Origin of the sequence: Campylobacter sp. TJR-1, assembly GCF_032840035.1 — a bacterium.
In the GTDB taxonomy this organism is placed as follows: Bacteria; Campylobacterota; Campylobacteria; order Campylobacterales; family Campylobacteraceae; genus Campylobacter; species Campylobacter fetus.
The window spans coordinates 60,167-84,504 of record NZ_JAWIZX010000006.1; the positions used below are offsets into that span (position 1 = coordinate 60,167).

The 24,338-nt window shown below is 32.7% G+C and carries 21 protein-coding genes; 4 read left to right on the forward strand and 17 right to left on the reverse strand.

The annotated features are described in order from the left end of the window. Positions 1–148 precede the first annotated feature (148 nt). Positions 149–1,246: a transcription termination factor NusA gene (gene nusA, locus RVY88_RS07580; RefSeq protein ID WP_002850218.1), complete on the forward strand. Its 1,098-nt coding sequence runs from the start codon at positions 149–151 to the stop codon at positions 1,244–1,246. A 54-nt stretch (positions 1,247–1,300) separates the two neighbouring features. Here the strand turns inward: nusA and pglD are convergent, their stop codons facing one another. The 9 genes from pglD to RVY88_RS07625 all read right to left on the reverse strand — a co-directional run bounded on the left by pglD (position 1,301) and on the right by RVY88_RS07625 (position 12,084). Then, a complete protein-coding gene (gene pglD, locus RVY88_RS07585) occupies positions 1,301–1,879 on the reverse strand; it encodes a UDP-N-acetylbacillosamine N-acetyltransferase (protein WP_011732179.1) in 579 nt (192 codons plus the stop codon). Positions 1,880–1,887: 8 nt separating this feature from the next. Next, positions 1,888–2,493: an undecaprenyl phosphate N,N'-diacetylbacillosamine 1-phosphate transferase gene (pglC, locus tag RVY88_RS07590; protein ID WP_065844720.1), complete on the reverse strand. Its 606-nt coding sequence runs from the start codon at positions 2,491–2,493 to the stop codon at positions 1,888–1,890. Further along, positions 2,486–3,598 (reverse strand): N,N'-diacetylbacillosaminyl-diphospho-undecaprenol alpha-1,3-N-acetylgalactosaminyltransferase, encoded by a 1,113-nt coding sequence (pglA, locus tag RVY88_RS07595; RefSeq protein WP_162167339.1) that lies wholly within the window; start codon positions 3,596–3,598, stop codon positions 2,486–2,488. The genes pglC and pglA overlap by 8 nt, the downstream gene beginning before the upstream one ends. 4 nt (positions 3,599–3,602) lie before the next feature. After that, positions 3,603–5,879 (reverse strand): STT3 domain-containing protein, encoded by a 2,277-nt coding sequence (locus RVY88_RS07600; protein WP_162167340.1) that lies wholly within the window; start codon positions 5,877–5,879, stop codon positions 3,603–3,605. Beyond that, a complete protein-coding gene (locus tag RVY88_RS07605) occupies positions 5,863–6,984 on the reverse strand; it encodes a glycosyltransferase (RefSeq protein ID WP_065843737.1) in 1,122 nt (373 codons plus the stop codon). Before RVY88_RS07605 ends, RVY88_RS07600 begins: the two co-directional genes overlap by 17 nt. Continuing rightward, entirely contained in the window at positions 6,981–8,021 is a 1,041-nt protein-coding gene (locus RVY88_RS07610) for a glycosyltransferase (RefSeq protein ID WP_011732182.1), read from the reverse strand. Before RVY88_RS07610 ends, RVY88_RS07605 begins: the two co-directional genes overlap by 4 nt. Beyond that, a complete protein-coding gene (locus RVY88_RS07615; RefSeq protein ID WP_144686127.1) occupies positions 8,018–9,070 on the reverse strand; it encodes a glycosyltransferase in 1,053 nt (350 codons plus the stop codon). The genes RVY88_RS07610 and RVY88_RS07615 overlap by 4 nt, the downstream gene beginning before the upstream one ends. Positions 9,071–9,086: 16 nt before the next feature. Then, complete coding sequence (locus RVY88_RS07620; protein ID WP_162167341.1) at positions 9,087–10,601, reverse strand: oligosaccharide flippase family protein; 1,515 nt, start codon at positions 10,599–10,601, stop codon at positions 9,087–9,089. A gap of 154 nt (positions 10,602–10,755) precedes the next feature. Beyond that, positions 10,756–12,084 carry a UDP-glucose dehydrogenase family protein gene (locus tag RVY88_RS07625; protein WP_038453992.1) on the reverse strand — a complete coding sequence of 443 codons (1,329 nt, stop codon included), beginning with the start codon at positions 12,082–12,084 and terminating at the stop codon, positions 10,756–10,758. A gap of 88 nt (positions 12,085–12,172) precedes the next feature. Between RVY88_RS07625 and RVY88_RS07630 the strand changes: the two genes are divergently transcribed. From RVY88_RS07630 to RVY88_RS07640, 3 genes are read left to right on the forward strand one after another with little or no spacing between them, the layout of a single operon-like run. Next, positions 12,173–13,174, forward strand: coding sequence for a glycosyltransferase family 2 protein (locus tag RVY88_RS07630; protein ID WP_002850239.1), 1,002 nt, complete (start codon positions 12,173–12,175; stop codon positions 13,172–13,174). A gap of 4 nt (positions 13,175–13,178) precedes the next feature. Next, positions 13,179–14,696, forward strand: coding sequence for a glucosyltransferase domain-containing protein (locus tag RVY88_RS07635; RefSeq protein WP_011732184.1), 1,518 nt, complete (start codon positions 13,179–13,181; stop codon positions 14,694–14,696). Beyond that, positions 14,697–15,077 (forward strand): GtrA family protein, encoded by a 381-nt coding sequence (locus RVY88_RS07640; RefSeq protein ID WP_162167446.1) that lies wholly within the window; start codon positions 14,697–14,699, stop codon positions 15,075–15,077. It begins immediately after the preceding gene. Here RVY88_RS07640 and galE read toward each other — a convergent pair whose 3' ends face one another. The 8 genes from galE to RVY88_RS07685 form a co-directional block, all read right to left on the reverse strand. Then, complete coding sequence (galE, locus tag RVY88_RS07645) at positions 15,078–16,070, reverse strand: UDP-glucose 4-epimerase GalE (protein ID WP_002850245.1); 993 nt, start codon at positions 16,068–16,070, stop codon at positions 15,078–15,080. A 62-nt stretch (positions 16,071–16,132) separates the two neighbouring features. Then, complete coding sequence (locus RVY88_RS07650) at positions 16,133–17,059, reverse strand: restriction endonuclease subunit S (protein ID WP_410494537.1); 927 nt, start codon at positions 17,057–17,059, stop codon at positions 16,133–16,135. A 121-nt stretch (positions 17,060–17,180) separates the two neighbouring features. After that, entirely contained in the window at positions 17,181–19,991 is a 2,811-nt protein-coding gene (locus RVY88_RS07660; RefSeq protein ID WP_202930990.1) for a restriction endonuclease subunit M, read from the reverse strand. Between the two features lie 331 nt (positions 19,992–20,322). Next, a complete protein-coding gene (locus RVY88_RS07665; RefSeq protein WP_317051294.1) occupies positions 20,323–20,472 on the reverse strand; it encodes a hypothetical protein in 150 nt (49 codons plus the stop codon). A 6-nt stretch (positions 20,473–20,478) separates the two neighbouring features. Then, on the reverse strand, positions 20,479–21,141 hold the full coding sequence (locus RVY88_RS07670; protein WP_317051290.1) for a DNA ligase: 663 nt from the start codon (positions 21,139–21,141) through the stop codon (positions 20,479–20,481). Beyond that, positions 21,138–22,196 carry an NAD-dependent epimerase gene (locus tag RVY88_RS07675; RefSeq protein ID WP_162167447.1) on the reverse strand — a complete coding sequence of 353 codons (1,059 nt, stop codon included), beginning with the start codon at positions 22,194–22,196 and terminating at the stop codon, positions 21,138–21,140. Before RVY88_RS07675 ends, RVY88_RS07670 begins: the two co-directional genes overlap by 4 nt. A gap of 9 nt (positions 22,197–22,205) precedes the next feature. Then, positions 22,206–23,423 (reverse strand): nucleotide sugar dehydrogenase, encoded by a 1,218-nt coding sequence (locus RVY88_RS07680; RefSeq protein ID WP_162167448.1) that lies wholly within the window; start codon positions 23,421–23,423, stop codon positions 22,206–22,208. A 41-nt stretch (positions 23,424–23,464) separates the two neighbouring features. Next, the gene (locus tag RVY88_RS07685) at positions 23,465–24,283 is read right to left on the reverse strand and encodes a 3'-5' exonuclease (RefSeq protein ID WP_011732190.1); all 819 of its coding nucleotides are present in this window, start codon (positions 24,281–24,283) and stop codon (positions 23,465–23,467) included. Between the last annotated feature and the right edge of the window lie 55 nt (positions 24,284–24,338).

Here is a 24,338-nt window from a genome sequence, read left to right on the forward strand (position 1 = left end):
AAATTCGTTTAAATTTGAAAATACCGGAATTTGATAACATTAATTTTAAAGAAAATAAAAGTTAAATTTAGTTATAATCAGTCCACTTGCAAATTTTAAATCCCCAATTTATTATTTTCAAATTTCAGCATAAACAAAAGGGTTTTTTATGGAAAAAATTTCAGATATCATCGAATCTATAGCAAATGAAAAAGGCTTAAATTTCGAAGATGTAAAAGAGAGAATCATAAGAGCATTCGTAAATGCGGCAAAAAGATTGTACGGATATGAGTGTGAGTATGAAGCTAGTCTTGACCCAAATACAAAAGCTATACATTTATATCAAAAAATTTTAGTAGTAGAAGATAGTGACGAGAGACTAGACGAAGAACATTTTATCAGCCTCAAAAAAGCTCACGAATTAGATGCCACGCTCGAAATAGGTGATAGCTTGAACTATGAACTAAACATTGATGAACTAGGTAGAACCGGAGCCGGGGTACTATCTCGCGAGATAGAATACCATATTCAAAGATTGATTGAAGAAAAAATTTATGAAAAATATAACTCTAAAATAAACACATTGGTATTTGGCACCGTTACAAGAGTCGACGCAGAAGAAAATACTTTTGTAGAGATTGACGAGATAAGAGCCGTAATGAGTATGAAAAATCGTATAAAAAATGAAAAATTTAAAGTAGGAAATGTAGTAAAAGCAGTCATAAAAAGTGTTCGTTTAGATAAAAAAGATGGTATAAAAGTGGAACTTTCGCGTACATCACCAAAATTTTTAGAAGCACTTTTAAAAGCAGAAGTTCCAGAGATAAAAGATGGAGGCGTTATAATCCAAAATAGTGCTAGGATACCAGGTAAAAAAGCAAAAATCGCACTATTTTCTACAACCCCCAACATAGATGCAGTCGGAGCTACAGTTGGGATAAAAGGTGTTAGAATAAACGCCGTAAGCAGTGAATTAAACGGAGAAAATATAGACGCCATAGAGTATAGCAGCGAACCGGCCATATTTGTTGCAAGAGCTCTAGCTCCTGCCATAGTAAGCTCGGTAAAAATAGACGATAAAAAAGCCATTGTTTCTTTAGTGCCAGAACAAAAAAGTAAAGCTATCGGCGTTAGCGGTATAAATATAAGATTAGCAAGTATGTTAAGCGGATTTGAAATTATACTTCATGAGATCGGCGCTCCTACTCAAGAAGTAAGCAACGAAGAGGGTTTAAAAAATCTAAAAGCTCTTTTTGGAGATATGTAATTTAAATACAAATAAAAGCTGCGTGATCGCCGTGCAGCTTTTAAATTTAAAAAACTATTTTGAAACTACCTTACACGGATTTCCGTATGCTTTATCTCCGATTAAAATATCTTTTACAATTACGCTTCCCGCGCCTATCATAATGTCGTTTTTTATTTTGACGCCTTGTATCGCACAGCTTCCTATTCCTATCCAGCTAAACTTCCCTACGCTTACGTTTCCGGCCAAAGAAACTCCCGGGCATATATGAGCAAATTCGCCTATAAAACAGTCATGATCTATTATCGCGCCTGAGTTTATTATAACTCCATCTTCTAATATAACGTTCGCATTTACTACTGCGTTTGCCATTACTACGATACCTTTTCCGAATTTAGCGCTTTGAGAGATAGCGGCGTTTGGATGGATTAAATTTACTACGTTAAATCCATTTTGTAAAACCATTGTTTGTAATTTATGTCTTATTCTAGCATTGCCTATGGCTATTATTATATCATGCTTTGGGAGTTCTTTTTTAAATTTAAACTCGCTTGCGTCGTCTAAAAAAATGATCTCGCCATAGCCATTTAACTTTGCTATTTCAGAAACTACCTTGCCATGTCCACTATGACCGTAAATATAAATTTTTTTCATATTTCAACCTAATTATTTCCGTTGAACTCTTCAGTAGTAACCATACCTTCTTTACTTATACCATCTTTTTTAATAACTTTTTTAACCGTTAAAAACGCTATTTTTACATCCATTAAAAAACTTAAATTTTTAGCGTAGTAGCTATCATATTCAAACTTTTTCGCCCAGCTAATACCGTTTCTACCATTTACTTGAGCAAGTCCGGTTATACCTGGCCTTACCGTGTGTCGAAGCTTTTGTTCATCGTTATAAAGCGGCAAATACTGGATGAGTAAAGGTCTTGGTCCTATAAAACTCATATCACCTTTTAAAACATTAAAAAGCTGCGGTAGCTCATCTATACTAAGAGATCTTAATTTTTTACCAAATTCGCCCAAACGAAGCTCGTCACTTAGAAGTTTGCCGTTTTCATCTTTTTCATCGCTCATAGTTCTAAATTTATAAATTTGAAAGATTTTTTCGCCCAGCCCAGGTCTATTTTGAGTGAAAATCACCGGACTTCCTAAACGCTTTTTTATAGCAAAATATGCCCATATCATAATAGGGCTCGTTAAAAATATCAAAACCAAAGATCCAAAAAAATCCAAAAAACGTTTAAAAAATGCTCTATACATCTATAAATTCCTTATAAACTTCGAGATATTGTTTAGTTATTATATGTTCATCATAATTTTCTAAGACTAAATTTCGACCGTTTTTCCCCATCTTTTTTACAAGATGTTCGTTATCTAAAAGAGTTTCTATCTTACTAGCTAAATCTTTTGAGTCTTTTACTTTGCAAATCAGTCCGTTTACTCCGTCTTTTACAGCCTCCAAACATCCATCGCATCCGCTTACCACACAAGCCTTTTCCATACTCATAGCTTCTAAAACAGTTCTTGGAAATCCCTCTTTATAGCTAGGTAATACATAGATATATGATCCTTTTAAAATCTCTCTTATCCTATCACTCCACTTTATCCATGTTACATTTTGATTTTGTAAAAATAAACTACTAGCGCTACTAGCATTTCCCTCATAAGTATCGCCTACAAATACAAATTTGCAATCATCTCTACTACTAAGTAGATCGGCTGCCTCGTAAAATTCTCTTATACCTTTATCAAAAAGCGCTCTTCCAACCATCAAAACTACTTTTTTTTGACCAAACTCTTGAGCGCTAACTATACTTGGATCAAACTCGTTAGCATCGATTCCTACGCTTTTTATGCGTCTTACTTTTGAAGAGTCTATAATTCCTTTTTTTAACATATAATCAGGATCGGCGTCATTAACAAATATACAAGCATCACTTATACTAAACGCATGTTTATATAACATTTCTATAACATTTCTTACGACTATAGTCTTTATATCACTTTTTGTGTAGAAGCTGCCCATTCCTTCTACTAAATTTAAAATATGCTTGATACCGGCTTTTTGAGCAGCAAACGTACCAAAAACATTTGATTTATGAGCCGCAGTTTGAATCATATCTAAATTTAAAGGCTTTAAGATATTTGCAAGATCTTTTGTGTCTTTTAAAACCCTAAAAGGATTTAAACTAGCTTTATCAAGATCATAAATTACAGTTTGAAACTCGCTGCTTATTTTATTTATATATCTACCATTTGGAACAATAGCAAAAACTTTATGTCCTCTGTCCCTTAAAGCTCGCATTATAGGAGCTCTAAAATAATAAATACTCAAATCCGAATGTGATAAAAAACCTATTTTCATAATATTATCTCTTTAGTTTATACACCTTAGCGCTTGGATCTAATATAATAGGCTCGTAGTCCGAACCTTCGTAATTTTCAAGCACAAACAGCTGAATATAAGTTGAATTAAACATCTCCTTGTCCATAATAAGAAATCTGCCATAATCAACCATATAAACTACGTAGAAGCCGCCGTTATCATCTATATGATGAATTTGTTTTTCTAAATTCATATTTTTATCGTATTTTGTCTCTATATAGCTATTTACTCTAAATGTTTTTCCGCTAAAAGATATCTTTGTTCCATCATTTGCTATGGTTATACCTTCGCTTAGTACGACTCCATCGCCGCCTTGAGCAAATGAAGTAGATACTATGAAAAATGCGTCTCTAAACTCTTTGGCAGTTACTAAATCCAACCTAGAAAATTTAGTCACGACAGGAAAAATGCCCATCATTCTATCTGGAAGATAGTAATAAATATCTCTAGTTTTTTCAGGAAGAGTAAAATTTTGATCATTTAAACTAGCCAAAAAACCATTTACGTCTGAAGCATTATAATCTTTTAGCATCTCATTTAAATTTGAATTAAATTTCTGCTCAAATCCTCTTTCGGTATATTCCACCTCAAGTCTCGCCATATTTGCCGAAGAGATAAAAGGTCTGCTAAGAGCCCAACTAACGGCAAAATTCTCTCTACCTAGATGCTTTCCTCCATCAATAAGAGTCTTTGTATCACTATAATAGCGAATGGCGTAACCATAATCCCACCAAGCTACTACGTAATCCTCGGGGTCTGCGATAGTTTTTAGTTTGTCTAGAACCTTAACTTCGCTATTCATAAATACGGTTAGAGGCTTGTATTCATAGATATGTATAAGAGATGGCGTAAGTGCAAATAAACTTAATGGGAATAGAACCATAGTGGCAATTTCACGCCTAAATTTAAAGTAAAAAAGTATATAAGCAACTACAAAAATAGGAAATAAAAATTTAAATTCATCCAAATATATCCCCTCGTAAATTTGCAGTAAAACAAGTAAAATAACAGGTAAAAAGCTAAAAAAAGTTACTGCGTAGAGAGATATTTTTCTATGTTTTTTATCTATTTTTATAAATTTTGAAATCCAGTTCAAAGCATATCCAAATCCAAAAGCCATCATAGGCACAGCGTAAATGGTAAATCTAAGTCCGCCCTTTAAAGACAAAAACCCAAGACCGATCATAGGTAAAGTAACTAAAAATATGCGATATTTAAAACAAAGCAAAACATATCCGATAAGCGCTATTAAAAACACGAAAATATCGCCGCTTATTCTCTGAGCGAAAAATCTGAAATCTATCATTCCAGACTCCATAATAGTCTGATTTACGTTAAAATACTTAAACATAACGCCATCGCTATCGCTAACGCTTCTAAATATGTAAAATTTGAGCTGAAACCAGATAGGATTTAATCCGCCAAAATATATAAAAAACAACAAAACAGCGGCATACAAAGAGATCATAACTTTTGTATTTATCAAATTTGGTCTAAATTTAATAAATACAAATAGAGCCAAAATCAAAATCGCCCTTATAAAATACTCAGCCCCGCTAATAGCTAAAATCATAAATAAAACAGCTTGATAATTTAAGATATTTTTTCTATCAAAAATAATAGTATAAAGTCCAAAAAACAAAGTGATAGCCACATTCAAAGAGAAACTTGATGGATACCACCAGCTATAAATAAGCATAGAAAATGAAATGATCAAAAACGATTTCAAATCACGCTTTGTATATAATCTCACAATACCCCAAAACGTAAAAATAGGAAGCGAGATAATAAGCATATCAGTATCATAATAGCCGGCCATTGTTCTATTGTAATAGCTATTTGCTATACTAGCAAGCAGTGCGGCGATAAATCCGGCTTTAATCTCACCGATTTCACGCGCCATTAGTATGATAGGAATTACCACAAGACCGCCTAAAAATACACTTAAATATACCATAATGGTTTCTAGAGAAAATGGCGTAATCTCGACCAAAAGATATGTTATAGAAGACAGCGGAGTTCCATAAAAGCTAAGATCATTTGGCTGATGAAAGCCAGCTATCATATCTCTAGCGCCCTCAGCGTACGCATATCCGTCATTTGTACTTATCATAAGTTGGTTGTTCCAAAAAAACTCAGCGTAACCGCTCGCCCAATATATCCACTCAAATCTACAAATTACACTAAAAATATATGCTAAAATGATCAAAAACAGAGTATTTGATCTAAATATCATAAAAAAATTACCCAAGTTTTTCATAAATTTCCTCTAAATCTTTTATAAGTTCATCTGCGATTTTTCTTTTATCAAAAAATGAAGCTCTTATAATAGCGTTTTTTTCATAAATTTTCACCCAATCTGGCTCATCTAAAGCTTTTTGCATAGCTTTAGTTGTAGCAATTTCATCATTTACCTGAACCAAAACTCCCCATTTGTCATCACCTAAAAGCTCTCTTGCGCCACTTTTATGCTCACTTGAAATAACTAGTTTAGAGCAAGCAAGAGCTTCTATAAGAGCATTTGAAAAACCTTCAAAAAGGCTAACGAAAACAAAAGCATAGCATTTTGACATATATTTATACGGATTATTATCAAATCCTAAAAGCTTTACCCTACCTTCTAAATTTAACTCATTTATAACACCTTGCAAATGTTCTTTTAAAACTCCCTCGCCTAATATCAAAAGATTTTTATCGCAATTTTTTAAATTTGCATAAGATCTTATCAAAAGCTCATGATTTTTACCGCTATCAAGTCTTCCTACACTTAGAAAAAAAGGTTCTTTTTCATCTATTAAATCTCTGCTTTTTTCTCTTATCTCATCTAAATTTAAAGCATTATAAAGAACGCGCATTTTTTTTGGATCTATATCGAAATTATCTCTTAAATCATTTAAATTTCCAATACTATTTGGATATATAAAATCAGCTTTTGGATAAAGTTTTTTAAGCAAAAATTTACTTATTTTCGACTTCAAACTAGAATCTTTATAAAGCACGCTAGGAGTTGAACATTCATTTAGTATGAGCGGCTTTTTATCTCCGAAAATACGGGCAAATCCAGCAATATAGCAAGGTCTATTCATCCAGACAAAATGCAAATCTATACCGAGATTTTGGCAAAGTTTTTTATATTTTAGCCCTAAAAATGGAAGTTTGATAAGTTTCCAAAGTCCATTTTCAAACGGTTCTGAGCTTTCAAGATAATGAATTTTTACATCTTTTGGAATCTCGTAAAATATCCTATCGTTCATAAGGATCAAATGCACCTCATACGAATTTATAAGCTCAGTCAAAAGGTTGCTTACAACCCTCTCGGCTCCACCGCCCGCCATAGAATATATAAAAACACTTAACTTTTTCATTGTTCGCACTCTTTTATAAATTTATACCATTTATCTATGATATTTTCTATCTCGAATTTCGATTTTTTTAAATTTGCGTTTTGTACTAAATTTTGACACATTCCATCATTTTTTAAAAGTTTTTCAAGAGTTATTGCGTAACTCTCAGCGCTAAAATCCTCGCTTATAAGTCCGTCAAATCCATCTTTTATAAGCTCTTTTGCACCGCTTGTAGGGGTGGATACTCTTGCACACTCGTAAAATAAAGCCTCTATAAGAACATTTCCAAATCCCTCGTTCATGCTAGGCAAAGCTAGAATTTTTGCTCTTTCATACAAACTGCCTATATCTTTTTGATGACCCACAAAATTTATTTTTAAATTTAAATTTATAGCTAGATTTTTAAGGCTATTTTCCAAACTACCATTACCGGCTATAATAATATCCCATTTATCAAGTATATTTTTATCTATGAGACTTAAAGCTTTAAAATAATTTTCATATCCTTTCACTGTTTCTAATCTACCAACACTTAAAATTATACTTTCTTTATAGTATTTAGTATTTTTTGGCTTATGAAAGATCGGATTATGCATTATAGCTCTATTTTTTACAAATTTATAATACTCAAAATCCTCTTTAGTAAGAACGGTTAATCCACTTGCAAATCTATAACTAAAATCCCTTATAAAGCGCCAAATTTTAGACTTTAAAAGTGTATGGCTAACATGCTCGGTTATTATCAACGTACGAGACATAAACATAGTTGATATTATTAAATTTATATTTGTTTGATCCATAAAACTTATGATAAGATCTGGTTTTTTACTTTTTATAAAATTTCTAATAGTAAAAAACTTTTTAAATTTAGATAATATTGTAGTATTATGATATATATTTAAATGAGTTGTCTTAACTAAAAATTCATAGTGTTTTTTATCTTCTTCAAAGTAGACTACTTCTACACTATGTTTTTTACTAAACTCACTACTTAAAACTTGCAATACTCGCTCAGCTCCACCGTTTCTAAGAGCTGAAATAAAAAAGATTATATTCAATTTGCTGCTTCTTTTATCAAATTCAACCACCTATTATATATATTTTTTATCTCAAATTCACTTTGTCTTAATTTCGCATTTTCGACTAAACTATCACAGCCGCTAAGAGACATTTTTATCTTTTTAGACAAACTCTCAGCGCTAAAATCCTCGCTTATAAGTCCGTCAAATCCATCTTTTATAAGCTCTTTTGCACCGCTTGTAGGGGTGGATACTCTTAAAATATTATAAAAAATCGCCTCTATAAAAGCATTGCCCAAACCCTCACTCCTAGAACTTAGAACTAAAATCTTAGCTTTTTTATAGTAATTAGATATATTATTTACCATACCGCAAAATTCTATATTTAAATTTCTATTTTTTGCTAAATTTTTTAAATTTGAAATCTCATCTCCATCTCCCAAAACAAGAATTTTCCAATCTTTTAATTCATATTTTATAAGACTTAAAGCTTCTAAAAAAACATCGCACCCTTTAGCTTTTATAAGTCTTCCTACAAAAATAATTATATTTTCTTTTTCAGGCTTACTTGCGTCTATATCTACATTAAAAAACATTGGATTATATATTACGGATCTATTTTTTACAAATTTATAATACTCAAAATCCTCTTTTGTAAGCACTGAAAGTCCATCTGCAAATGGATATATAAAGCGCTTTAAAACTCTCCATTTAAAACTTAAAAATTTATGATAACTATGTTCAGAGATGATTATTTTGGTCTTTAAAAAAAGAGTTGCAAGCAAAACAAGTAAATTCGTACTATCCATAAAAGATATCACGCAGTCAAACTCACCATTTTTTATAAGCTTTCTAATCGTAAAAATCTTGCTAAAACGCTTTTTAAAATTCCCAAAAAATCCACAATCCCCAGTACCTAAATCAAGACTTAAAAGTTTTACTTTATCATGCATCTCATAAAAAGGTTTTTCATTATCAAACCTAGCTAAGCTAACATCATTACCAATGGCAAACTCGCTAGCAAGCAGACTAGCCACTCTTTCGGCGCCGCCTGCTCTAAGAGTTGAGATGATAAATAAAACTTTCATTAAAATCCTTGATTGCTTATTTAAATTTATAAATTATAGCCAAAATTTTAGGCTTTAAAAGCAGTTTCTCATTTTTATTAAAAACGATTAAGAAACTAATTACATAACCAAGAAGTAAAAAAATAGTTCCCGCTAAAACAAAACTTAACCAACCTTTTATCTCTACAAGATCTTTTAGCAATAATATAGATACCAAAACAACAGCAAAAACAAAAACATTTCTTAAAAATACCGGATAAAATAGACTCATTTTTTGATTTAAATTTACTCCGGCATTTGGTATATCAAACAAAATTATTCTAGCCAAATATCCAGCGCTTGCGCAAATCGCGATAGAGTAAAGCCCGAAATCTTTTATGAAAATCAGCTGAAAAGCAACAACGCTAAAAGACATGATGAGATTTGCAACGGCCGGGCGTTTAAGCTTGTTTGTGACCGTGTTTAAACTAAGAAGAGGCTGCATAGCCGCTATAAAAATCACGGGCATTAGAGCGATGAGAGAAAGATTATAAATAAAACTTATCTCATAATAAGTTTTAAAAGGCAACCAAAGAGTGTAAAACTCACTTCCAAGCACTGCAAATACAGCCACTGGAGAGATACTTATAAAAGACAACGTTTTTAAGCAAAACTTCACTTCGTTTATGAGATCATTTATACTTTGTTTTGAGTATAGCTCTATAAATTTAGGCATAAAAGTCGCGCCCACGGTACCTATAAATGACTCCGCTATCAAAATGGCGGCTTTTGAAACCGAGAGAATTCCCATCGAAGCTGCGTTTATAAAGATATTGCAAAGTAGCAAGTCAATACCGTTGATCAAAGTATGACTTAGCATATTAAAACTATTCCAAGTTCCGGAGCTTATGAGTTTTTTAATAAGATTTAGCCTAAAATACTTTAGCCTAAACTTAAGCCCGGTTTGCAGTTTTTTCGTTATATAAATCGCGCTAATAAATACGAAAATCGACGCTAACAGCGCAGAAATCGCGGTGTAATAGATCATCGGTTTAAAAATATAAAAAAGTACCACCAAAACAAACGCAAAAATCGCAGTTGAAACGGCATTTCTAACAGATATCATATAAAGCTTGTTTTTCACAAAAGCACTTATAGTTAAAACCGCGTTAAAAAGCCCCAAACAAAAATTTATAAAATAAAACGCCATAGTGAGCTTAACATCGTCCACTAGGGCTTCTGAAACGTTTATAAACTCTTTTAAATTTAGTATAAAAGCAGAGCAAACCACGCATATAAAAATGCAAAATATAAAATTTACCGCGAGCACGGACGAGTAATATTTACTTGCTTGTAAGAGATTTCCTCTGTGGTATTCATACGCTACAAAGCGTCCCGCGACTGAGTTTATAACCAAAGTTAAGATATAACCGTAATTTACGAATGAGTTTGCAAGACCTAAAAATCCGTACGCTTCATCTCCTAAAACCTTTAAGATAAAAGGAGTTAAAAAGAAATTTATAAGCATCTGAAGGCTGAAAACTACGATACTTGCTATAAGATTTAAAGCCATTGCAAACAGATCACTTTATTTTACCGACGAATAAATTCGTCTTTAAGGCAAAAGACTTCGCACTTTCAAAATCCATAGAATTATGTATTTTATATTGCAAATGAAACTTATGTTTATGAGTAAATAAACTCATCTTTTAGACGCTTTTTTAAATTCAAAACTCATCGGCAACACCTATCTCAAAATATATAAATCCCAACTCTTTTAAAATATTTCTATCATACTGATTTCGCCCATCAAATATAGTAGGAGTTTTAAGGCGATTTTTCATCTCTATAAAATCAGGAGATCTAAACTCACTCCACTCAGTCAGCAAAGCCAAACAATCAGCTCCGTTTAGCGCGTCGTATTTGTTTGGAGCATAAATCACATCCAAATCTTTAAAATAAATTTTAGCTTCAGCGTAAGCTTTTGGATCAAAAACTTGTACTTTAGCTCCGTTTTTTATAAGCAAATTTATAATAGTTATAGAAGTCGCTTCTCTCATATCATCGGTATTTGGTTTAAACGCAAGCCCCCAAATCGCTATAGTTTTACCTTTTAAATTACCGTTAAAATATGCATTTATCTTATCAAAAATCACTCTTTTTTGAGCTTTGTTTCTATCTTCCACAGCTTTTAAAACTAGCGGATCTATACCGTTTTGTTTAGCGGTGTAGATAAGTGCTTCAACGTCTTTTGGAAAACAGCTTCCGCCATAACCGCATCCAGGATAGATAAAACTATACCCTATGCGAGAGTCGCTTCCGATTCCGCGCCTAACCATATTTATATCGGCTCCGACTTTTTCGCAGATTGTAGCCATCTCGTTTATAAAACTTATTTTGGTAGCAAGCATAGAGTTTGCGGCGTATTTCGTCATCTCAGCACTTTTTACGTCCATCTCTATAAGACGATTATGATTTTTCATAAACGGCGCGTAAAGCTCTCTTAAGGCGTTAAATCCAAACTCGCTACTAGCTCCTACCACAACACGATCAGGCTTTAAAAAATCCTCAACGGCAGCTCCTTCTTTTAGAAACTCAGGATTGCTAACTACTTCAAATTTGATCTCCACGCCTCTATTTTGCTGCTCTTTTGATATAACTTCGCTTACTTTATGTGCTGTTCCTACTGGAACAGTGCTTTTATCGACCACGACAAGGGGATGCTGCATATGTTCGCCTATGCTTTTTGCAACTTGTAAAACATATCTTAAATCTGCTTGTCCATCTCCGCCCATAGGCGTACCGACTGCTATAAAAACAACATTAGCAAAGCTTAAAGCTTCTTTGATATCCGTGCTAAATCTTAAATTTTGCTTCTCATAATACTCGATTACTATCTCTTTAAGACCTGGTTCGTAAATAGGAATAATACCTTGTTTTAGATTTTGTATTTTTTCTTCTGCGACGTCTATACAAATAACATCATTACCCATCTTCGCAAAACAAGCTCCACTGACTAACCCAACATATCCTGTGCCTACTACTGCTATTTTCATGCAAAATTTCCTAAAAATTTATTTGATAATTATAGCAAAATATTTTCATATAAGGTATAATAAACAAAAAGCTTTAAGGTTGATTTTAATGAAACATATTAAAACAAGCAATAAGAAAGAGTGCGAAATACCTTGCCGTTTTTTAGATAAAGGCAGTGTGTCTATTGTGGTTCCTTGTTACAATGAGGAAGCTTCTATATCCATATTTCAAAACGAAATCATAAAAATATTAACAAATATCAAAGACAAAATAAACTCAAACTTTGAATATGAAATTATTTTTATAGATGATGGAAGTCAAGATAAAACAGCTTTAGAAATAAAAAAATTATGTAATAAATTTAATAATACTCACCTTATTAAATTTTCGCGTAATTTTGGTAAAGAAGCCGCTATTTTAGCAGGTTTTAGAATGGCAAAAAATAGCAGCATAGTCTTAATAGACGTAGATCTACAACATCCTGTATATCTGATAGAAAAAATGTATGAAATTTGGTATAGCAATGAAGCAGATATCATCTATGCTATAAGAAAAGATAGAAAAGGTGAAAGCTTTTTGAAAAGCAGACTAAGTGAAATATTTTATAAAATTTCAAATATAATCTCAGACGTAAAATTAAAGCCGGGGGTAAGCGACTTTAGATTAATGGATAAAAAAGTTGTCGATATCTTAGTAGCAATGAATGAATATCATAGATTTAGCAAAGCCATGTTTGAGTGGGTAGGATTTAAAAAAATAGCGTTAGAATATGATTATGCCCCAAGAATTAACGGTAAAACTAGCTGGAGTTATATGAAGTTATTTAAATATGCCGTAGAAGGTATGATAAGTTTTTCGACTACACCTCTAAAAATATCATTTTGGATAGGGTTGATGATAAGTTTTATATCCGGAACTTATGGAATTTTTATCGTTTTTGATACTATCATAAATGGAAATACCGTAAAAGGCTACCCTTCAATGCTTACTATAATACTATTTTTAGGAGGAATACAGCTAATATTTTTAGGAATTATAGGGCAATATATTGCAAGAATTTATGAACAAGTAAAAGATAGACCGCATTATATAGTTGAAGAGGAGATTTAGCACAGTGAATTTAAAACAAACTTTAAAAAAAGAGCTACTATTTGTTATAGCAACTGTTAAAAATTTTTTCAAGTATAACCACTTCTATAAATATTTTATTTTCATTTTTGGGCTATATTTTACAGGATATTTTGCACTAATAGTAAATAATGTTAATTATGGCGATGACTATCATAGAGCTACATATGGAGATTTTGGATTTCAGATATGGAGCAGATTTTCATCAGAGTTTTTATCAAAAATATTTCATATAAGTTTAAATAGAAATGTGGAAATATCCCCTCTTTTACAGATAATCGCAATTGCTATCTTGTCTATCGGATCAATGATTTTAGTAAAAACTATTTTAAAAAAATATAATTTTTGGGGACTTGCTGCTAGCCTACCTTTGGGGCTTAGTCCATTTTTTTTAGAAAATATGAGTTTTAAATTTGATAGTGTGTTTATGGCGATATCATTAGTTTCACCAATCATTCCTTTTCTATTTTTAAAAAATAAAATAGCATTTTTTATAATATCTATTTTGTGTTTAGAATTGACCTTAACCACATATCAAACAGGAAATGCGGTGTATATAATGTTATCTTTATTTATAATATTGAGTTATATATTAGAAGGTAAAGATTATAAGCAGATTATTAAATGTGCTATGTTGCTTATATTGGCATATATTTCATCACTTCTTATATATAAGTTTTTTATTTTAAATGAATCTTCCGGAGAATGGTACGCATCAAAAAGCACATTTGAATTAAATAACCTGATTCCAGGAGTAAGTAAAAATTTAAAAACGGTACTGAAAATATATGAAGATGTTTTTAAACATACTATTTTTGTACCTATATTTGCACTTGGGATAATTGGATTTTTATTTGCTTGTATAAAAGTATCTAAAATATGTAGATTTTGGACTCTTATCGCTAGTTTAGGATTTATAATCTCTGGAATTTTATTATCTTATGGGGCTTATTTGGTATTAGAAAAACAGATTTTTAGTGATAGAACTTTTAATGGTATAGGTATGTTTCTAGCAATTATATTTGTATTTTTATTTAAAATAGATATAAAAATATATAAGTTTTTTAGCAAAACTATATGTTTTATATTAGCTTATTCACTCATAATAGAAGCTACTGCTTGGGCAAATGTATTAAAAGAGCAAACAGAATATGCAAAATACAGAGTTGAGATTATGCTGCATGATTTTTATAAAATGATACCAAAAGATAATAAATTTGGCTTTACCTCTGAAGTAAATAAAAACAATTTTATGTCTCCAATAGCATTAAACACGTCAAAAACATTTCCTATAATAATGAGAAATCACGCTATAGATAATATGCTAGATGCAAATTGGCTGTTCAACTCTTATGGACTTATGGCTCATTATGAACATTGGACACCGATACTCTCAAAAGGCCTATGCGGACAAAAAAATAAAAAGCCAATTGAGATCGTAGAAAATCCGCTCCATAAAATCACAAAATATGATAACAACTGTTTTGTTATAGAGTTTTTATAAATGAAACTATCTAATTCATATTTTTTACGATATTTATGTGTAGGAGTATTAAATACTATTGTTGGCTTTGGGGTTATATTTACCCTTATGTATATTGGATATAGCGCGGAAATCTCAAATTTAATAGGCTATATTTGCGGAATTATTTTCTCATATTTTATGAATAAATTTTTTACTTTTAATACAAAAAATAGAAACAAAAAAGAGTTTATAAAATTTATAATAGCGATGCTTATCTCTTATGTATTAAATCTATTAATGCTTAAAATTTGTCTGAGTTTAGGTATAAATGCATATATAGCTCAACTATTTGCAGGAGCCGCATATACTGTAAGCGGCTTTTTAATAAGTAAATTTTGGGTATTTAAACTAAACAGTTAGCTATTTTAGTTTCTTCTCCCACTCTAAAGCTGAGCTGATGATGAGCTCCAAACTCTCGCGAGTCGGTTTCCAACTAGTTTTATTTCTAAGCTTGCTAGCGTCTGATATAAGCATAGCTGGATCTCCTTCGCGGCGTGGGGCATTTAATACTTTAAAATCCACTCCGCCAACTTTTTTAGCCGTTTGAACGACTTCTTTTACGCTAAATCCTCTACCATAGCCCACGTTAAATATATCACTATCATTTGTTTTTAGATATTCAAGTACGGCCAAATGAGCATTTGCAAGATCTTCTATATGGATATAATCTCTTACACAAGTTCCATCTTTTGTAGCGTAATCACTCCCAAAAATACTCATACTTTCTCTTTTTCTAGTAATCGTTTGAGTGGCTACTTTGATAAGATGAGTCGCGTTTGGATAATTTTGACCGATAAGCCCGTCCGTGCTTGCTCCAGCTACGTTAAAATAACGCAAAATGCCAAATTTAAAATCCCTGTTTGCAAGCGCGGCGTCTTTTAAGATCCACTCAGTCATGAGCTTGCTTCTACCGTATGGATTGATCGGATTTTGCTCGCTTGTTTCATCGACTACGCCGCTACTAGGCTCCCCATAAGTAGCAGCAGTCGAGCTAAATATAAACTTACTCACACCGTGTTCAACAGCTAAATTTATTAAATTTGCGGCGTTTGCCGTGTTATTTAGATAATATTTCAGTGGTTTTACCATACTTTCAAACACTTCTATATATGCTGCAAAATGTATGATTGCTTCAAAATTACGCCCTCTAAAAATCTCCCTAAGGCTAGAAGTGTCTTCTAAAGAGCATTTTATAAACTCGAATTTTCCAACTTTTTCAAGCGTTACTAACGCCTCTTTACTTCCTGTGTAGAAATTATCTATGACAGTTATGTTATGCCCACCCTCTTCTAACAGAGATTTTAAAACGTGAGAGCCGATATATCCAGCTCCTCCGGTTATCAAGATATTCATTTTTCGCCTTCGTTTTACTTTAAATCTTAGTGATTATTATAGCTAGTTTAGACTTAAATAGCCTAAAATAATTCACGTTTTAAAATTTTGCTTGTGGCGTTTTCTAGCGTTTTTAACTCATTATTTAAATTTGAAATTTCACCCTCACAAAACTCAATGGCTTTAACGATTTTTTCTTGAGCCTCAAGCGGCGGAAGTGATAAAGTTAAATTAGAAATTCTTTCAATTGATGCTCTATTTTGTCTAGAAAATCCAAATTTAGCACCAACTTCAAAAAGAGCAAATTCTAAAATTTTTGCTTTATGTGATTTACTTCTTAAAACTCCGCAATGATCAGTCGGATAAAAAGGTTCATTTGCTTTTACAAATCCTGTCATCCAATCTCCACCAATTCCCCATAAAACACTATCAAGACTAAAATCTTTTATTAAATCTTTATTTATTTTTCCAAAAGGTTCTTTAACATTTGCACTAAATACATTTATGCCATCTTGCGTTAAATCTTTATCTAAAACACGCTTACCGATTTTTAATATAAAATCTTTATTTGTTAATTTTACGCTTTCCCACTCGCTTAAGCCATAATTTTGCGGTGATGGTAAATCGTTTAAAATTTGAGCTAAATTTTGCTCATACCCCCCCCCTATCTCTAAACTAGCATCGGTGATTACACAACTTTTAATTAAAATTTCTTTAATCAAGCTTTTATAATCTTCAATACTCATTCTAATAGTTTTAAATTTCTCTTCTACCTCTTCGCACTCTTTAACGATTTTTTCTTGAGCCTCAAGCGGCGGAAGCGGAATTTTAATATTTGAAAATTTACTTTTATTTATAATTGGAACTGTTGTATTGTGTGTCTGCTGAATTAATAATTGTTTAAAAAAATTAGTATCAAACAAATAAAATAAAAATTCACTTATATAATTATTATTATTTGGCAATAATGCATTAATTTGCTGATTAAAAATTCCACTTTTTTCAATCATCCCAACTCTTCCAATTGTTCCAATGCAACTAACTAAGATAGATTTTTGGGTAAAGCTCTCTGACTTTCATATCCAAGTTTTGAGACCATAACTTCAGATGAATTAACATTTCTACCATTAATTAAATCCGCTGGTCTATAAAAAGGAAAATCAGAACCATAAAATTCTTTTTTTGTGTGCTTGGTGTTAAACCTGTTAAAATTTCGCAAATTTCTCCAAGTTTTACAAGCTTAAATTTAGACCCTTCAAAAGGATTTAAATTTACGCCATTTTTGCTACTTGCAATATTTAAATTTATGGCTTTATTAAATTTCGCACTCGTAAAATCAAGGCATTTTAACAGCGGCGTGGTAAAGGCAAATTCGCTTAAATTCGCAGGAATTTGTAAATTTTGGCTAAAACTAACATATGGATCTTTTGATTTTTGTTTTTCAAAGTCATCATTTAAGATAAAAGCACGTCTTACTAAAAAGCAAAGTTTTTCAGGATTATCTAAATTTTCACGCTCGAAAAGCGGCGAAAAATAGGGCGTTTGTAGCTCTTTTAGCCCTTCGCTTCCTTTGCGATTGCTCCACTCATAGCCTAAAAATTTGCTTTGAGCTTTGTTTTCGCTCGGGCTTTTTATGATGAGAGTTTTTGTATCTTTTAATAAGCTAAAAAAGAGAATTTTCTCTTTTTCTAAATTTAGACAAAAGTTCAAAAATTCTTTTTGCTCTAAAGCTTCTTTTTCATTGCTATCTTTATAGCGTTTAGATTTTTTTAAATTTGATAGCGCGGATGAGTTTTTAAATTCGTTTAAATACTCTTTAAAAATATCGTGGCTATAAATTTCTCCATAACCACCGCTTAAAAACTCTCTAAACTCATCTTTTTTATAACCCATAAATTCGCAATACGCTAGCAAGACCTCAAGCAAATAAAGATTAGAAAAATCTAGCGAGCTTTCTATATTTTCTTTTAAGTTTTCATAACTTTGAGAATTAAAGCCATTTACATAAGTTTGCTTTTTACTTAAAAATAAAATTACGGTATTTGTACCAGTAGCGCCAAAGGTATTTGAACCAAACTCGGTTATAGAGATGATGTCAAAATTTCTTAAAATTATCTCTCTAGTTTTTTCATAAACGCCGTCTTTATTTAAAATGCTTGAAGGCAAGATAATAGCAACCTTTGAATTGCTTTTTAAAAGTCTGTTTGCACGTTCAATAAAAAAACACTCGATAGCATTTGAACTTTCTAAATTTATATAGTTAAAAAGTTCGTATTTTTCGCATTCGTTTTTTGATAAAGTCTGCAAAAAACCTTTTACACTATAAGGTGGATTTGCTATAAGCAAGTCAAAATCACGCTCCTTAAATTTGCTCTCATCAAGAGCGTCTGCATAAGAAATTTTAACACTACTTTGCCCATACATAGCAGCACTTACTTTTGCGACTTTACTTAGGCGATATTCTTTTTCTATGCCATAAATGTTTGAGTTTATAGCTTCAGAATCATTACTTATACTTTTAGCTATATTTGCATACGTATTTAGAAAATGTCCCGCACCACAAGCATAGTCAATCACCTTTGGAATACCATTATCAAAAAGCATTTTAAGCGGTAAAGAATGCACTATAAACTCGCAAATTTGAATAGGCGTAAAAAACTGCCCCTCATCTTGCTTCATACCTTTTTGCAAAAATAACTCAAAAAGATTGCCTAAAAGCTGGTTGGTTTTATTTTGAGTTAATCTTAGGTTTTCAAAAAGCTTAATAATGGCTTTTAAAACTTGTGCGTTTTGCTCAAAAAGAGTTTTGTTATGTACTTCAATAAAGCTAAAATCGCTATGAGAGTAAAATTTTAGCATACGGATAAATTCGTTTATCTGGTTTTTTAGTGTTTGAGTTTTGATTTTGTTTCGTTTAAAGTCGCTAAACTGCTCATCTATTTGTTCATCGCTTACATATGTGATTTCTTCGTTTAAATACTCTTTCATAGCATCTTTATAAAGCTTCATCAAACGCTCTTGCATCGCTTCAAAGCTGTCAGCCGTAACGCCACGGTAACAAAATTGTAAGTTTTCTTTATTGTGCGTTTCATCGTAAATTTTACATAAAAACAGATTTACAAGTTTATCAAAGGCGTTTTCCTTACCGCTTATGTTGTATTTACGCAAAATCGTGGCAAAATCGTGATATTTGCCATCTTCATAGCTTTTGCCATCTTCGTTTTGGCTAGTAAGCTCTACTAAATCATCAAAACAAAGTGCGCTTTTGCCAACTTCATAAGGATTTATATTTATCTCAAAAATTCCAACTTGTGAGTAATCGCCTTTGTAAATTTCACTCCAAACTTTAAAAATCTCTTCGGCACTTGTGGCTGTTTGGTAACTTTTAGCAAAGCCTTGACTTTGTAAGTAGATTTCATTGTCGTTAAAATTTAAAATATAATTTTCAAATTTAAGCTCATTGTCTTTAAAATCGCTTGTATAAAGTGCTAGAAACTTTGCACTACGCTCTTGTTGATGATAGCTGATTAACTGGCTAGGCTCATTTTGCATTCTATTCCACTCTTTGCTAAATTCACTTCCGGCGGTTTTACACTCAATTATTAAATATGGCAAATTGTTTTCATCTTTTACTAAAATATCAGCTTTGCCGCTTTTGGCATCTCGCCCAAGCTGCCAACGCGGTTCAAGCTCTAAATTTGCAGGCTTATAGCCTTTTTCAAGCAGACGATTTACGCACTCTAAAACGACTAAATTTTCAGTATGAGAAAAGTTGCAAGTAGTCTCATCGCCTTTTTTTATCTCTAGTGGATAGATTATTTTTAAATTTTTAAAATCTACTTTTATGACTGCGTCGTTTGCGTAAGTTTTGCTAAAAATCTCGCCGTTTTGTTTAAATTCTAAAAGTTTTAGTACTTGGGCTAAATTCTCTTTTGTTACCATTTTTTACCTTATTATTTTAACTTCACATATAAGTTAAGTAGGCATTGAGCCAAAGATGAGATTTTTATCTTTTTAAACTCACCAATCCCTCTTCTTGCTCTCCAGCTTTTCATCCATATATTCCCAGCCTTTTATACACCACTCAAGCTCAGCTGAATCTTTAGAATATCTATCAGTGCATTCCCATTTTCCTTGCCCTAATTGTCTATAAATTGAGCCTTCTCTATGATATTTTCTCTCAAAAGCGTTACTCGCTTCGTTTATAGGCCATGCGCCGGCGCTTATGACAAATACTACAGCTAAAAAACATACTTTTTTAATATTTTATCCTTTATTTTGTTAAATTATTATCGCTTTTAACACGTAAAAATACGGGAAATCTAGGCTTAGCGTATTTAGTTAAATTTTGATATTTATAAGTAATGATAGTGCCGACTTTTGGCGGATTTGATCTTTGCTCATCACTAAAACCAGAACCTATCTTAAACTATATGTTACTAAAAATATCAACACAAATCAGCGAACCTAAAAGTCCTTCAAATTTACCTTTACCGTTTTGCAGTTTGACGACTTTACACTCACTATCTTTAAACTTTTTGAGCTTTAAAATTTCGCCGCTTCTACCATTTTTATAAGGTACGTTTTCATTTCTTACGACTATGCCCTCGCCGCCACCGCTAACGACCTCATCTAAAAACGCAAAAGCGTCTTCGTTTGAGTCTATTTTTATCTGCTCTATTACCCGTATAAACTCATTTGAATTTTGACTTAAAAACTCACGCAGCACTTCTAGTCTATCGCGCAAATTTCCCTTAGCGTTTGGCACATCAAATATCATAAATTTGATATTTTCCCAACCTTTATCATCAAAAGAGCTAATCACGGAGCCGATAAACTCAAACTCGCCTCGTCCGCTCCAAAGCTCACCGTCTATAGCGAAATTCGGAAAATCTTTTAGCCACCATTTTGGAGCTTTGATGATCTTAGCATTTCTGCTTTTCAAACTCTTGCCATCCCAGATAGCTCTCACGCCATCATACTTTTCGCTCATTAACCAACCGCTTAAATTTTCATCATTATACTCTTTTAATAGCATAACTTCAGCTTTTAAAATTAAAAAAGCGATTAATAATAGAGCTAAAAACTTCAAATTTTTACTTTATAATAGTCCATATACCACTGCACGAATCTTGCAACTCCATCATTTACGCTAGTATTTGGTTTATAGTTAAAATCCTCTACTAGATCGCTTACATCGGCGTAAGTCGAAGGAACATCACCTGCTTGAAGCGGCATAAGATTTTTTTTAATTTCACGTCCTAGTTTTATCTCGATCGCCTTTATGTAGTCCATTAGCTCGACTGGAGAGTTATTTCCGATATTATAAATTTTATAAGGCGCGTTTGAAGTAGCTGGATCAGGATGGCTTGCATCCCACGCTAAATTCGCAATAGCCGGGTTATCCACGCATTTCATTACGCCTTTTACGATATCAGCTACGTAAGTGAAGTCTCTTTTCATCTTTCCATAATTATAAACATCGATAGCTTTGCCCTCTAAGGCAGCTTTGGTAAATAAAAACAGAGCCATATCAGGACGTCCCCACTCGCCATAAACGGTAAAAAATCTTAGTCCGGTCGTGCTAAGTCCAAAAAGATGGCTATAAGTGTGCGCCATAAGTTCGTTTGATTTCTTGCTCGCGGCGTACAAACTGATGGGATGATTTACACTCTCGTGAGTGGAAAACGGCATTTTTTCATTTAGTCCATAAACCGAACTTGAGCTTGCATATACGAGGTTTTTCACACCATAATTACGACAACATTCAAGAATATTTGTAAAACCTAAAATATTGCTATTTATATAGGCGTGCGGATTGATGAGAGAGTAGCGAACTCCTGCTTGCGCGGCTAAATTTACTATGCAGTCAAACGAGCCGTTTTCAAAAAGCTTTTGCATAGTTTTAAGATCGCTTAAATCGGCTTTTATGAAGCTTAAATTTGGATAAATACTGGATCTAACTGCTACGTTTTCTTCTATATTTTCACGTTTTATACCAAGCTCGTTTAGCCTTGCGTATTTTAAATTTATATCGTAATAATCATTTATACAGTCAAATCCGACCACTTCATCGCCACGCTTTGCAAGCTCACGGCTTAGATGAAATCCTATAAATCCGGCTGTTCCAGTAACTAAAATTTTCATAAAATGCCTTTAAATTCGTTTGATTTTATAAGATAAACATCTGCCGAAGTCTATTTTAGCGAACTCTTTGTGTGCCACAGCTAAGATCACGCAGTCGTGTCCGCTTAAATTTAAACTCTCTAAAAGCTCTACGCCGTACTCTTTTTTCACATCGTTTGCGTCCGCCCAAGGATCATAAACATCTACGTTACAACCAAACTCTTTGAGCTCTTTTATCACGTCAATAACTCTTGAATTGCGGATATCGGGGCAGTTTTCTTTAAAAGTGATTCCAAGCACTAAAACCTTAGCACCATTTACTTTTAATCCGTTTTTTATCATCATTTTAACAGACTGATTTGCATGGTAAATTCCCATATTATCATTTATTCTTCGTCCTGCTAAAGTGATCTCTGGGTGATAGCCGATCTCTTCGGCTTTATGCGTAAGATAGTATGGATCTACACCGATGCAGTGGCCTCCCACGAGTCCTGGGCGGAAATTTAAAAAGTTCCACTTAGTCGCGGCAGCGTCAAGCACTTCGTTGGTATCTATCTTCATCTTGTCAAATATCATCAATAGCTCATTTACAAAGGCAATATTTATGTCGCGCTGCGTATTTTCTATGACTTTTGCGGCTTCGGCTACTTTTATACTACTAGCTTTATAAACTCCTGCTTTAATGATCTTGCTATAAACGTCTTCTACTGTTTTAAGGGCTGCAGAACTACTTGCGGAGATGATTTTTTTGATTTTCGTGACCGTGTGCTCTTTATCACCCGGATTTATACGCTCAGGGCTGTATCCGCACTCAAAATCCACACCGAATTTCAGCCCGCTAGTTTCAAGCACAGGCACGCATTCATCTTCTGTGACACCCGGATAAACGGTACTTTCATACACTACTATATCGCCCTTTTTAAGCACTTTGGCTAAACTCGCGCTTGATTTATAAAGCGGAGTAAGATCAGGACGATTATTTTTATCGATCGGAGTTGGAACCGTAACTATGTAAAAGTTGCACTCTTTTATATCGTCCAAATTTACGCTAAATTTCATACCGTTTTTTAGTACTTTAGCCATCTGTTCTTCATCTAATTCAAGAGTTCTATCGATACCGTTTTTTAGCTCGTTTATTCTTTTTTCATTAAGGTCAAATCCTACAACGCTAAAAGCGTCGCTAAATGCCGCAGCTAAAGGCATTCCGACGTATCCAAGACCGATAATCCCTATTTTTATATCTCTCATCGCGAACCTTTTTTAAATTTAGAAAATTATACACCAAAATATCATAAGCTATCTTTAAGTCTACCTAATTCATCGTCTATAAATTTAGAAAACACAGGCGTATAGCTCATGTCTGTTTTTTTATCTTTTAAATAATCGCTCATTTGAGATAAATAATTAGCATAATCATCTTTAGTTAGTTTTCCGCGCAGCAACTCATATTTTAAAAACAACCAGTATGTATTTAGCGTATCAGACTCGCAATATTCATTTATTTTGTCTAATTTTTCCTCATAAAACATGTCAATAACCTGATCTCCATGCACGTCGTATTTTCCAGGGAGATTTAAAGAGGCACAAAGAGTATCTAATTTTAGTCCACTAACAGCTCTAAAATCGCTGATATGATCAAGCAAATCAAGATGAAAAATGCCATCATATCTGCTTCTGTAATTTGTCCATTTATCCTTCCCGTTTTCTTTATCGCTTGTACTAAAATACGGCTCGGCTTGAAGATTGTACCGCATAGCACGCACCATCAGCATAGGAAGATCAAAACCGCGACCGTTGAAACTTACCAAACGAGGATTATGCTCGTTTATGAAGTTTATAAATTTAGTTATTTTCTCCTCTTCATTTTTACCTTGCATCGTAGAAACTCGTAAAAATCTACCAAATTTATCCGCCATAACAGCCGATATGGCAACGACTTCATGAAAACAAACAGGCAAAAACTCGCTTCCGCTTTTTTCTAATTGAGTTTTAAAAGCCTCTTTTGCTACTTCTATATCACTTCCTTCGTAGCCAAAAACACGTCTTAAAGTATCGCTATCTGGTACGGTCTCGCAATCAAACACGCATATATATTCACTTCTTGCCATTTTACCTACTTTTTAGAATATTTTTTATACAATCATACCAAAAAACAATGGAAAA

Coding starts and splice junctions, on each gene's coding strand:
- pglA (WP_162167339.1), bottom strand. CDS start 3,598: ATGAAAATAGGTTTTTTATCACATTCGGATTTGAGTATTTATTATTTT.
- RVY88_RS07625 (WP_038453992.1), bottom strand. CDS start 12,084: ATGAAAATAGCAGTAGTAGGCACAGGATATGTTGGGTTAGTCAGTGGA.
- RVY88_RS07620 (WP_162167341.1), bottom strand. CDS start 10,601: ATGGCTTTAAATCTTATAGCAAGTATCGTAGTTTTCAGCCTTCAGATG.
- nusA (WP_002850218.1), top strand. CDS start 149: ATGGAAAAAATTTCAGATATCATCGAATCTATAGCAAATGAAAAAGGC.
- RVY88_RS07680 (WP_162167448.1), bottom strand. CDS start 23,423: ATGAGAGATATAAAAATAGGGATTATCGGTCTTGGATACGTCGGAATG.
- galE (WP_002850245.1), bottom strand. CDS start 16,070: ATGAATATCTTGATAACCGGAGGAGCTGGATATATCGGCTCTCACGTT.
- RVY88_RS07660 (WP_202930990.1), bottom strand. CDS start 19,991: ATGGTAACAAAAGAGAATTTAGCCCAAGTACTAAAACTTTTAGAATTT.
- RVY88_RS07630 (WP_002850239.1), top strand. CDS start 12,173: ATGAAACATATTAAAACAAGCAATAAGAAAGAGTGCGAAATACCTTGC.
- RVY88_RS07675 (WP_162167447.1), bottom strand. CDS start 22,196: ATGAAAATTTTAGTTACTGGAACAGCCGGATTTATAGGATTTCATCTA.
- RVY88_RS07600 (WP_162167340.1), bottom strand. CDS start 5,879: ATGAAAAACTTGGGTAATTTTTTTATGATATTTAGATCAAATACTCTG.
- RVY88_RS07685 (WP_011732190.1), bottom strand. CDS start 24,283: ATGGCAAGAAGTGAATATATATGCGTGTTTGATTGCGAGACCGTACCA.
- RVY88_RS07615 (WP_144686127.1), bottom strand. CDS start 9,070: ATGAAAGTTTTATTTATCATCTCAACTCTTAGAGCAGGCGGCGCCGAA.
- pglC (WP_065844720.1), bottom strand. CDS start 2,493: ATGTATAGAGCATTTTTTAAACGTTTTTTGGATTTTTTTGGATCTTTG.
- RVY88_RS07650 (WP_410494537.1), bottom strand. CDS start 17,059: ATGATTGAAAAAAGTGGAATTTTTAATCAGCAAATTAATGCATTATTG.
- RVY88_RS07640 (WP_162167446.1), top strand. CDS start 14,697: ATGAAACTATCTAATTCATATTTTTTACGATATTTATGTGTAGGAGTA.
- pglD (WP_011732179.1), bottom strand. CDS start 1,879: ATGAAAAAAATTTATATTTACGGTCATAGTGGACATGGCAAGGTAGTT.
- RVY88_RS07605 (WP_065843737.1), bottom strand. CDS start 6,984: ATGAAAAAGTTAAGTGTTTTTATATATTCTATGGCGGGCGGTGGAGCC.